The following is an 11830-nucleotide window of genomic DNA, read 5'->3' on the forward strand; positions in this document are numbered from 1 at the left end:
GCACTCGTCCGGCGGGTCGCGGGTCCCCGCCTGGCGCGGGGCCTCTTCCTATGCAGTGAATGACTCATTCCTGGCGTCCGGCGCCAGGAATGAGTCATTCACTGCGACTCACTGGCCGCCCGGGTTCGGCGAACTCGGGGGCCGCGTCGGCTCGGCAAACGTCTTGAATGAGTCATTCAGGACCGCCGAAGACCTGAATGACTCATTCAAGACACCGCCCACTCTCGTCGGCAGCGAGACCCGGCGCGGGCGCAATTGTCCACTTCGGACAAGTCCGCGTTCACCCCCGATCAGTCCTTGACGCGCGTGACCCAGGTCACGTAAATTACTTCCTCATTGAATCGTTTCAATCCACTTGGGGAGCTCCATGACCGAGCACGACGAAGTGCGGATCATGCCCACCGCCGGCGTCCGGCTGTCCCGGCGGCGGCTGCTCGCGCTCGCCGCCGCGACGACCGTCGCCACCGGGGTGGCCGTCCGGATCCCCGCGGCCGACGCGGCCTCCACCGGAGCAGGCTTCCCCGCCGGCCGTTTTGCCGACCCGCGGCCCGACTCGCGCCCCACCGTGCTGTGGTTCTGGAACGGCGCCGTCACGCCGGACCTCGTCGCCGCCGGGCTCGCCGACCTGCGCGGCCAAGGCGTGTACGAAGTCCTGCTCTTCCCCTTCGAGACCGCCGCCCTGAAACCCGCCTTCTTCAGCGAAGAGTGGTTCTCCGTCATCGAGTTCGCCCTGCGCGAGGCCCAGCGCCACGACATGCACGTCTGGCTCTTCAACGACGACTACTTCCCCAGCGGCCGCGCCGGCGGGCTCGTCGTCGACGGCGGGACCGTCGGCGGCCGCGTGTACCCGCCGCGGCCGGACCTGCGGCTCAAGGGCGTCGGGCACCAGGTGCTCACGGTCACCGGCGGCGGCCCGGTGCCGCTGGTCAGCCGCGGACTGTCCGTTTCGGACGGCCGGCTGCTCGTCGACGCGGCCGCCCGTGACGGCGTCACCCTGCTGCGACAAGGCGCCCAGTGGCAGGACTACGACGTCGAAGCGAAGGTCCGCGTCGAGAGCGCGACCGCGGGCCTGATGGTGCGCAGCGCGAGCGAAGGCGACGGCGTCCTCGCCGACCTGCGGGCCGACGGCGCCGTCGACGTCTGGCAGCAGACCGGCGGCTCCTTCACCCTCGTGCGGAGCGGCACCCCCGTCCCGGGTTTCGACCCGGGTGCGGACCACGTCCTGATCGTGGAAGCAAGGGGCACGCACCTCACCGTGACGCTGGACGGCACCGCGCAGGCCCCGGCCGACATCGCCTTCGCCACCGGCCGCGTCGGCGTGCGCGCGGTGGCGAGCCAGCGGTCCTCCTGGGACCGGCTCACCGTCCGCGACCCCGCCGGAACCGTGCTGTACGACGAAACCTTCGACACCGCCGCCGCGCTCGACGCCTTCGACCTGCCCGCCGGCGGCCTGCCGCTGGTCGCCGCGACCGCCCGCCCGGCGGGCTCGGCCGACCCGCGGTCGCTCGCGGACCTCACGAAAGAGGCGCGCGCGGGCGGGACGTGGACCCCGCCGGCCGGGCGGTGGCAGCTGGACCTGTTCACCGTCCGCCCGCTGAGCACGCCCACCGGCTCCGGCCGCGCCTACCTGGACCTCTTGGACGACGAAGCGGTGCGGCTGTTCCTCGACGCCGTGCCCGGCGAGTACGTGCGCCGCTTCCCGTGGGCGGCGAAAGCGGTGCTGCGCGGCTTCGCCGACGACGAGCCCTACCTCGCCTCGGCGCACGGCCCCTTCGACACCGTCCCCTGGTCCCCCACCCTCGACGCCGAGCTGGGCCGGCTCGGGACGTCCGCCGGAATCGCCCTGACCGCGGTGCACGACGACCTCGGCGCGGACGGCCTCCGCCTGCGCGGGCTGTTCTGGCGCGCGGTGAGCAACCGGTTCGCGGCCGCCTACTACCGCACCCAGGGCCGGTGGATGGCCGACCACGGCCTCAAGCTGATCTCGAACCCGCTCTGGGACGAATACGGCCCGGGCGAACAACTCCAGAGCTCGGGCAACCTCAACGCGAACAACCAGTGGGCCCAGGTGCCGGGCACCGACCTGATCTTCGACCACTACCAGCGCGGCTACCACCGCACGCTGTCGCGCTTCCCGGCCAGCACCGCGCACCAGCTGGGCCTCGAGCGGGTCTACCTGGAGGCCATGGGCGGCACCGGGTGGACGGTGACGCCGGCGTTCGTCCGCGAGGTCGTCGGCGCGTTCGCCGTGCGCGGGGTCAACCACACGCTGCTGCACGCGCGGTTCAGCGACGAGAACCAGATCGTCTACCCACCGCCGTTCCAGCCCGCCAACCCGTGGTGGCCGGTGTCCGCGCCGCTGAACGACTGGATCGGGCGGCTGATGGAAGCGTGCCGCGCGCCGGCCGTGGCGCGGACCGCGCTGCTGCAGCCGCAGCGCGCCGCGGAGTCCACTCAGGACACCCCGGCGATGGCCGAGCTCGACACCGCGTTCCTGACCACCGCGCACGCGCTCGAAGACGTCCAGGTGGACTTCGACTTCCTCGACGAGGGCGCGCTCGACGCCGATCCCGCGCTGCTGGTCCACGCGCGGCCGAGCGGGCCGAACCTATTCGCCGGGCAGCAGGCGTACCGGATCGTCGTGGTGCCGGCGACGCCGGTCCTGGCGCTCGGCGCGGTGCGGACGCTGACCCGGTTCGCCCGCGGGGGCGGCGTCGTGGTCGTCACCGGCACGCCACCGGCCCGCGAAGCCGGTGGCGACGACGCCGGCCTGCGGGCGGCCCTGGCCGAGCTGTTCGCGACGCGCTCGGTGACGCGGGCACCGGACCCGGGTGCGGCCGCGGCCGCGGTGGTCACGGCAGGCGGCGCGGCGGCCGCGCTGGACCCGCCGCGCACCGACATCCGGGTGCTGCGCCTGGAAAACCGGGGTGAGCAGGCGTTCGTCGTGGTGAGCGAACGCGCCGATGCCGTCGAGCTGACCGCGACGTTCCCGGCGGCCGGAACGCCCGAGGTGTGGGACCCCGACACCGGGGCAGCGGCCCCGGCGGGCGTCTGGCGGACGGCCGGGGCCGGCACGGCGGTATCCCTGCGGCTGGAGCCGAAGGCCGCGCTGCTGGTGGTCTTCCGCGGCGGGCGGGAGCCCTTGCACGCGGTGTCCGCCTCGGCGCCGGTGGAGCGCATCGACGGGCGCGCCGCGGTCGTGCGGGCGACCGGACCGGGCCGCATCACCGTCGGCGCGACGGACGGCGCTCGCGATTACCGTGGCACAGCAACCGTTTCCGACCCGCTCGCACCCGTCCCGCTCGGCGGCGACTGGACGTTCCGGTTCGACCGGCCGGGCGCGCCGTCGACCCCGCGCGCGCTCGGCTCGTGGATCGAAGTGGACCCCGCGTACTCCGGATCCGCCTGGTACGAAACGGAGGTCGACGTGCCGGCCGTCGCGGGCCGGCGGTGGACGCTCGACCTCGGCGAGGTCCACGAGGTGGCCGAAGTGGAGGTCAACGGCCAGGCCGCCGGGTCACGGCTGTGGGCGCCGTACCGGGTCGACGTGAGCGCCACTCTGCGGCCCGGCCGCAATCGCGTCCGGGTGCGGGTCACGAACACGGGCGCGAACGCGCGGGGGCAGGTGCTCGCGTCCGGTCTGCTCGGGCCGGTGACCCTGCGCCCGTACCGGCTCGTCACCGTGCCGCTGGCTTAAACGTTTCACATCACTCGGCGTGCGAGTTGAGTGCACGTCTGTACACTCAACTGGCATGGCTGAAGTGGGAATGCGTCCCCCGGCGTCGCCGTTGCGACGGCGGGCCCTGCGTGCGCTGCGCTGGCTCTTCACTCCCCTGCGCCCGGACGACTACCTCGAGCTGATCAACCCCCTGTGGTCGACCCGGGAGCTGCGCGGCCGAGTCGAACGCGTCGAGCCCGAGCGGGGCGGCGCGGCCACCGTGCTGATCCGGCCGGGCTTCGACTGGGTCGGGCACCGGCCCGGGCAGTACGTGCGGCTGGGCGTCGTCATCGACGGCGTCCACCACTGGCGCGCGTACTCGCTGACGTCGAGCCCGGACCGCCCCGACGGGCTCATCGCGGTCACCCCCAAGAAGGTCGACGGCGGGGTGGTCTCGCCGTTCCTGGTCGAGCGGGTCCGCCCCGGGGAGGTCGTGCGGCTCGGCGAGGTCGAAGGGTCCTTCACCCTGCCGGACCGGCTCGACCGCGGCCTGCTGTTCGTCACCGCCGGCAGCGGCATCACGCCGGTGATGAGCATGCTGCGCCACCTCGCCCCGGGGCCCGGCCTGCGCGACGTCGTCCACGTGCATTCGGCGCGGGACGCGGACGGGGTCACCTTCGGCGAAGAGCTGGCCGCCCTCGAAAAGCAGCACGAGGGTTTCCGCCTGGAGCTGCGCATCACCGGCCGGGACGGCCGGTTCACCCCCGGCGACCTGGACACCCTGTGCCCGGACTGGCGCGAGCGGGAAACCTACGCCTGCGGTCCCGGCGAGCTGCTCGACGCGCTGCAGGCGCACTGGAAACGCCACGGCGACCTCGGCCGGCTGCACCACGAGCGGTTCCAGCCGATCGTCGGCGGTGCGGACGCCGAGGGCGCGGGCGGCACCGTGCGGTTCGCGCACCGCAACCTCGACGCGGACTGCCCGCCCGGCACCCCGATCCTCGTCGCGGGCGAGAACGCGGGCGTCGACATGCCCTTCGGCTGCCGGGTCGGGGTGTGCCACACGTGCGTGCTGCCGATCCGGGAAGGCCGGATCCGGGACCTGCGCACGAACGCCGTCAGCGAGAAGCACAACGAGATCGTGCGCACCTGCGTGCACGGTGCCGAAGGCCGGGTCACGGTCGAACTCTGAACGGAGAAAGGAACCCATGACTGCCCCCACGCACCCGTTCGCCCACCTGAGCGAGGACCAGCTCGCCGAACTCGCCCGCGAGTTCGACGCCATCCACGACCAGGTGCGCGCCGACCTGGGCGAGCGCGACCGCCGGTACATCAAGGGCGTCATCCGGCTGCACCGCCAGATCGCGGTGGCGGGCCGGGCGCTGCTGCTCGGCTCCCGCTCCAAGGTGGCCTGGACGGCGGGCACCGGCTGCCTGGCGATCGCGAAGATCCTGGAGAACATGGAGATCGGCCACAACGTCCTGCACGGCCAGTGGGACTGGATGAACGACCCGTACATCCATTCGTCCACTTGGGACTGGGACACCGCTTCGACCGCGGCGGCGTGGAAGCACTCGCACAACTACATCCACCACACGTACACGAACATCCGCGGCAAGGACAAGGATCTCGGCTACGAGATCATGCGCATCGACCCGCACCAGAAGTGGCACCCGGCGTACCTGGCGCAGCCGCTGTACAACCTGCTGCTGATGGCGTTCTTCGAGTGGGGCGTCGCGGTGCACGACCTGGACGTCGAAGCCATCCGCGCGGGCGAGAAGCCGATGAAGGACGTGTGGCACGACATCAAGGGCATCTCGGGCAAGGCCCGCGACCAGATCCTGAAGGACTACGTCGGCTGGCCGCTGGTGAGCGCCCTCGCCGCGACCGCCGTCGGGCGGCTCCTGCGTCCCGAGCCGCGTTCCCGGGCCCGGGTGCTGGCGGACCGGGCACGCGGCCGGCGCCGCCGGGGCGCGGTGCGGGCCCAGCTCGCGGCGGTGCGCGCGGAGGGCGGCGGCACGTTCGCGGCGACGTTCTGGGCGGACTTCACCGCGAACATCATCCGCAACCTGTGGGCGCACTCGATCATCTTCTGCGGCCACTTCCCCGACCAGACGTACACGTTCAGCCAGGAGGAGGTCCGCGACGAAACCCGCGGCGGCTGGTACGTCCGCCAGCTCGTCGGCGCGGCGAACATCACCGGCTCCCCGCTGTTCCACCTGCTGAGCGGCAACCTCGGCTACCAGGTCGAGCACCACCTGTTCCCGGACATGCCCAGCAGCCGGTACGCGGAGATCGCCCCGCGGGTCCGCGACATCTGCCGGCGCTACGGCCTGCCGTACAACACGGGCCCGCTGTCCCAGCAGCTCGGCACGGTCCACCGCACGATCCTGAGGCTGGCGTTCCCGGGCGGGAAGGTCCGCCCGAAGCCCGGCCCCTACCCGGGTGACGAGGAGCCGCGCCGCGCCGCCTGAGTGCGGGGCCGGGCGCGGAGTCCCGGGCAAACGTCTTGAATGAGTCATTCAGGTCTTGTGGCGTCCTGGATGACTCATTCAAGACACCGCCGGAGTACCGGGCCGGGCGGGTGGTGCGACCATTCGGGCAATAGCTTCATTTCGCTCGTATCAACTCGCCCCACCTCCTACTCTCACTGGTGTGGACGGCATCGAGAGTCTCCGGCACGCGATCGAGACGATCCCCATTCCCGGCGCCCCGCCCCGGCTGTCGCGGCAGGGCGCGGCCGTCGGGCTGGCGCTGCTGGACACCTCCCTGCGGCTCAACCACGTGCGCCGGCTGACCGAGCGGCTGACCGTCGTCGAACACGGAACCGCCCGGCGCAGCACCGAGGTCGACGTCAGCCTCAAGCTCCTCGACGAAGGACAGCGGCAGGCCACCGCGCAGCTGCAGGACCTCATCGGGCAGGAACACGGCGAGCGGGCGGCTTCGCGACCCGCCCGGCAGCGGTCGCTGTGGGTGCCGCTGGCCCGGCTGCCGCGCCGCGACGTCTCCCCCATCGACGTCTTCGACAGCGCCGGGCAGAAGCTGCCGCGGCTCACCCAGCACGAGGCGTCCCGGCTGGTCGCCGCCGGGCTCTACCGGCTGCTGCGCGGGATCCTCGCCGGCGACGAGAACGCCCAGACCGCCAAGCACGAGCTCAACACCTTCCTGTTCCAGGTGCACGAACCGCGCTGGCTCATCCAGCAGGCGCTGCTGACGCTGCTCACCGAACGGAATCACCCGGAAGAGGAGTTCACGCTCGCCCCGGCCGGCGGCACGGTGCCCGGCTACGGGCGGCAATGCCGGGAACTGGCGCTCGACATCCTCTCCGGCTGCGCGGACCTGCTCGTCGAATACGCGTACCTGCTGAACGTCGCCGTCCGTGACTACATGCTGGTGGTGGCGCTGGACGACTCGGTCGAGGAACACCGGCTCAGCTACGAGACCCCGCTGCACGTCGACGCCCGGCAGCCCGTCGCCAGGGAGCAGTGGCGGCGGCTGGCCTCGAGCCGCCGCGGTTACGTCGTGAACTACGAGACCATGATCCCGGCGACGCTGAAGTCCTACCACCTGGTGGCCGGCACCGCGCCGGAAGCCGAGATCTCCCGGATGTACCTGTCCACCGACGCCGACCAGCACCAGGTCGACGGCCTGGCCGACGACCTGCTCTCGCTGGCCGAACGCCAGGACGCCGCGCCGCTGCAGGAGGCCGACGGCGCCCGGCACAAGATCCTCGAGCTGCAGGCGCAGACCGTGCTGCGGCGGCTGGCGGACCTGCTGCGCCGCCGCAAGTGGGAGGCCGGCCAGTCCGGCGTGGAGCTGTCCCCGCGCAGCCTGCCCGCCTGCCACCGGCTCGCCGCCGCGGCCACCACGGGCGAGGCGGTGCGGACCGACGTGGGCGAGCTCGACAACTCGCTGCGGCGGCACCCGGAGTTCACGGCCGCGAACCTCCGCGAGGCGGCGCGGGAACTGACCGAGCGGGAGTTCGGGCAGGACCTGGTCCTCGTCAACGGCATCGCCGACAACGAGGCGCGGGCGTACTGGCGCCGCTCCGGCGGCCGCGACCCGCGCGGCGACCACGTCCGGATCCGCGCCACGCTCGTCCTCAAGGACTCCACGAAGTCCGGCCCGCTCAACGTGACGTTCTACGCGCTGGCCGTCGCGACGGTGTCGTTCGTGCTCGGCTGGCTGCTGGTGGGCAGCCCGTGGCCGTACGGCCGGGCCGCCACCGAGGCGCTCGGCCACATCGGCGACGGCCAGTCGGTGATCACGATGTTGCTGCTGCTGCCGGGTTTCCTCTACAGCCGCCTGTCGCTGCCGCCGCGGCGCACCGTGCTCGGGTACCTCGGCACGCTGCCGCAGGCGCTGGTCCAGCTGAGCATCGCGGCCATCGCCGGGTTCGCCGCGGCCGTCGCGACGCAGAGCCGCGGCGAGGTCGTCCAGGTCGCCCTCACCGTGGCGGTCGCGCTGCCGGTGCTCGCCGCGCTCGTGCTGTTCGGCCAGGCGTCCTGGCGCGAATCGGCGACCCCGCTCTCGCGCATCGGGGCGCCGCGGTGGGCGGGCTCCGGCGCGTGGGACCGCCGCAAGCCCCTCGATGCCGACGTGCGGTTCGACTCGTCCGGGGGGTGGTGAAGGGTGCGCACCCAGCGGATCTCCGTGCGGAACGTGGCCGACCTGGCCCGGGCCGGCTTCGAGATCGCGCGGCAGCCGGTGACGCAGGTGGACTTCGAGGTGCACCACGCGGTGGCCCGCCACGGCTACCTGCGCGAACTCGTCTCCGCCGGCTCCGAAAGCACCGTCTTCCTGGAGACGCTGTGCTCGGCCACGAACGGCGCCGGCGTCGTGATCGGCACCCGCACCCGCAAACCCCTGGACGGCACCGAGGTCGTCGAGCGCGTCGACGGCCACCAGCCGGCGGAACGCCCGCAGGAGAGCTCGGGCGGCTGGGTGTTCCACCAGACGACCTCGCCCAACCCGACGTTCATCTACGAGTCCGCGCAGCGGTTCGAGGGCCTGATCGCGATCGACCCGGGCGCGCGCGAGGTGAGCGAGTGGCACGGCCTCGCGATCCGCGACCTCGTCCGGGAGATCTCCGACGCCGCGTCCTCGCTCATCGACGCGCCGCTGCTGTCGCTGCAGTGCCCGGCGCAGCTGCCGCTCGTCGTCAAGACCCGCAACCACGACCTGCGCACCCGCAAGGAGATCGCGTCGCCGTGCGCGTCGCTGGCCGTCCGGTTCGCGATCGCGCTACGGGACGCCTCCGCGGCCGCGCGGTTCGAGCTGGCCGACCGGTTCCGTGAGCTGTGCGAGAAGCACCGGTACAGCTTCTGGCTCGCCGACACGCGGCCGGGACACCGGCAGGGCAACTGGTTCGAGGTCTACCACGCCGACGGCGAGTTCTCCCCGCTGTACAAGGGCGATCTCCGGTCCCGCCAGCGGATCGGCGCGGTCCTGCCGGTGACGTTCGTCGGGCCGGCGCGGGTCGGCTCCACGAACGCGATCGCCGCGTTCCTGCAGCGCTACCCCCAGGTGGGGGTGGTCGGCTGCGCGGCCACGACGCTGTCGGACGTCGCGTTCGTCCACCTGCAGCTGGCGATCCACGGCGTGGCCACCGACCGGCTGAACCGCATCCTCGGCAAGCTGCTCGGCGAGGCCACCACCCCGGCCCGGCCGCACAAGCTGCTGCGCGAGCTGTTCAAGCGCCTCGGCCTGCCACCCGACCCCGACGGGCCGGGCCCGTCCGCGAAGGACCCGACCAGCGACTACCAGACGTTCACCGGTCCCGCGTTCGCCTACCGCCCGTTCCAGATGCCCGACTGCATGGCGGTGTGGGTGTCGTGGGAGATCGCCCGCCAGCACCGGGGGCTGGCCGCCCCGCTGGATTGCCTGTACCGCGCCCTGGCCCAGGTCGCGCCCCGGGTGTCACCGGACACCACCGGCTCGGCGGGTGATCTGGCCACCGTCGAGTACCTCATCTGCCGCGCGACCGAGCAGTCCGTGGTGCGGGGCAAGGCGAAGCTGGCGGTCCCGAAGTCGGTCCTGCGCCAGTTCTCCTCAGGCGGGGTCGAGCTGCCCGCGTCCAAGCTGTGCGCGGCGCTGGAGGAGGCGTGGAAGGCCCACGTGGACCAGTCCGGTGTGGACGGGGTGAGCGAGCTGACGGTGGCGTGGCGCGAATCTTGGCTGGGTCACTGGACCTATTCTTAGCCCGGCTCGCCGGGGGCAGCCGCCGATCTTCGTTCAGCGCGCTTCCCCCGCGGCCGGGACGAACCTGCGCAAGGCCTGCTTGCCCACCTCGACCGCCGCGTTCCCGCGGTCCAGCAGATCTCGCTGGTAGCGCTCCAACGCCGGGAGCAGGTCCTCCCGGCCCCGGTCGACCTCGGTCAGCCGCGCGCTCAGCCGCACGGCGTCCTGCATCGCGGTGACGGCCCCGTTTCCGCCGCTGGCCAGTGTCTGGTGCGCGGCGTCCCCCAGCAGCGTCACGCGGCTCACCGGCCACGGTGGCATCGGGCGGTCGAAGACCTTGGAGCGGCCGACGGCGCTCAGGTCGGCGCTTTGCACCAGCGCCCGGAGATCGGGATGCCAGCCGTCGATCAGCTCCAGCACCAGTTCGCGGGCGTCCTCCCGGGCCGGCCCGGCGGCCACCGGGTGGTCCGGCGGGACCAGCAGCACCCACCGCACGTAGCTTTCCCGCCGCGGCACGGGCAGCCCGGGAACGAGCTCGGCGGCCGCTTCCGCCGGCTCCCGGTCGAAGTCCATCCGGCCCAGCATCAGCGTGACCGCCGGCCCCTTGACCATGGTGCCGCGCCCGGGGACGAGCCGGCGGAAGCGGTCGGTGGCCGGGGTGCGGCCCATCGCGCCGCACAGGTCGGCGTCGACGAGCCGGACCTCGGGCACCACCCGGCGGCGCACCACCGAGTTCCCGCCTTCCGCGCCGACCAGGACGTCACCCGTGGCTTTCGTGCCGTCGGCGAAGAAGGCGGTGACGGTCTCCTCATCTTCCGTGAAGCTCTTGAGCCGCTTTTCGAAGGAGACCCGGTCGCCGAGGTCGCCGAGCAGGATCTGCCGCAGCACCTGCCGGTCGAACGCCCTCGACTCCTCCGGCCCGGGCAAGTCGCTGCTGAGCAGGGTGAGCTGTTCGTCGAAGAGCAGTCCCGGCCCGGTCAGGCTGCCGCTGGTGGCTTCGGCGAGGGCGTAGAGCCGCGGCGGCAGGCTCTCGCGCAGGGCGTCCATCGCCGGCGGTGCGAGGCCGATCCGGTAGCCCTGGGTGCGTTCGCCGGTGCCGTCGTCGGCCTCGAACACGCGGACGTCGAGGCCCGCGCGGACCAGGGCGTGCGCGAGCGTCAGCCCGCCGAGTCCGGCGCCGATCACCAGAATCCGTGTCATCGTGATCCCCCATCTCCAGGTGAACAACGTTCACGTGTACATTGTTCACGTAGGCGGGGCAGGACTGTCAAGCCCGGGTTTTCGGAGGACTTTCGTGGGGCAGCGGCGCACCGAGGTACTGCAGGCGGCGATCGAGCTGCTCGACGAGGCCGGCTTGGACGCGCTGACGATGCGCCTCCTGGCGAGCCGGCTCGGGGTGCGCGCGAGTGCGTTGTACCGGCACTACCCGAGCAAACAGGCGCTGCTGGACGCGATGGTGGCTTCGCTGGTGGGCCCCGCTTCCGCGCTGCCGGCCGACGCGCCCTGGGAGGAGCTGCTGCGCGGCGCGGCCTCGGGCATGCGCGACGTGATGTTGTCCCACCGCGACGGCGCCCGCCTCATTTCGGGCTTCCACGACCCGGGCCCCGAGGCGATCGCGGTGTTCGAGAACCTCGTCGAGGCATTGGCCGGCGCGGGTGTGACGACGGAGACGGCGACGGTCGCGGTCGACACGGTGCTGGCTTACGCCAACGGTTTCACGACCGAGGAGCAGGCGAGGAAGACCGGGTGGCCCAGGGAGGAGCGCGACCGCGCTTTCGGCGCCGGGCTCGACTTGATCATCACCGGCATCAAGGAGTCACTGCCGTCGTGAGGCCGGCCCGGGGCCCGGCAAGGTTGGCAAGCCTGGTTGGCAGGCCGGGGGCCCGACGGCAGGCCCGGGCCTGCCGGGCCGGCCGGGCCTGCCGAGCCGGCCGGAGCGGCCGGGCCGGCCCCGGGAGGGAGGGCCGGTGGGCAGGGGCGGCGATTACGGCG

At 72.7% G+C, this 11830-nt stretch carries 7 protein-coding genes; 6 read left to right on the top strand and 1 reads right to left on the bottom strand.

The features are described from left to right. Window positions 1–367: 367 nt before the first annotated feature. The 5 genes from AB0M83_RS47090 to AB0M83_RS47110 all read left to right on the top strand — a co-directional run bounded on the left by AB0M83_RS47090 (window position 368) and on the right by AB0M83_RS47110 (window position 9859). Window positions 368–3697 (top strand): glycosylhydrolase-like jelly roll fold domain-containing protein, encoded by a 3330-nt coding sequence (locus AB0M83_RS47090; protein ID WP_364528860.1) that lies wholly within the window; start codon window positions 368–370, stop codon window positions 3695–3697. 55 nt (window positions 3698–3752) lie between these two features. After that, complete coding sequence (locus tag AB0M83_RS47095; protein ID WP_364528863.1) at window positions 3753–4850, top strand: ferredoxin reductase; 1098 nt, start codon at window positions 3753–3755, stop codon at window positions 4848–4850. 16 nt (window positions 4851–4866) lie between these two features. After that, complete coding sequence (locus AB0M83_RS47100) at window positions 4867–6132, top strand: acyl-CoA desaturase (protein WP_364528866.1); 1266 nt, start codon at window positions 4867–4869, stop codon at window positions 6130–6132. Window positions 6133–6313: 181 nt separating this feature from the next. Continuing rightward, window positions 6314–8287 (top strand): hypothetical protein, encoded by a 1974-nt coding sequence (locus AB0M83_RS47105; RefSeq protein WP_364528869.1) that lies wholly within the window; start codon window positions 6314–6316, stop codon window positions 8285–8287. Window positions 8288–8290: 3 nt separating this feature from the next. Then, window positions 8291–9859, top strand: a complete 1569-nt coding sequence (locus tag AB0M83_RS47110) for a hypothetical protein (protein ID WP_364528871.1) — start codon at window positions 8291–8293, stop codon at window positions 9857–9859. A gap of 33 nt (window positions 9860–9892) precedes the next feature. Here the strand turns inward: AB0M83_RS47110 and AB0M83_RS47115 are convergent, their stop codons facing one another. Then, a complete protein-coding gene (locus tag AB0M83_RS47115) occupies window positions 9893–11038 on the bottom strand; it encodes an NAD(P)/FAD-dependent oxidoreductase (RefSeq protein WP_364528874.1) in 1146 nt (381 codons plus the stop codon). A 94-nt stretch (window positions 11039–11132) separates the two neighbouring features. Between AB0M83_RS47115 and AB0M83_RS47120 the strand changes: the two genes are divergently transcribed. Then, window positions 11133–11669 carry a TetR/AcrR family transcriptional regulator C-terminal domain-containing protein gene (locus AB0M83_RS47120; RefSeq protein WP_364528877.1) on the top strand — a complete coding sequence of 179 codons (537 nt, stop codon included), beginning with the start codon at window positions 11133–11135 and terminating at the stop codon, window positions 11667–11669. The last annotated feature ends 161 nt before the right edge of the window (window positions 11670–11830 follow it).

The sequence above is a fragment of the Amycolatopsis sp. NPDC051106 genome (assembly GCF_040682775.1).
Taxonomy (GTDB): Bacteria; Actinomycetota; Actinomycetes; order Mycobacteriales; family Pseudonocardiaceae; genus Amycolatopsis.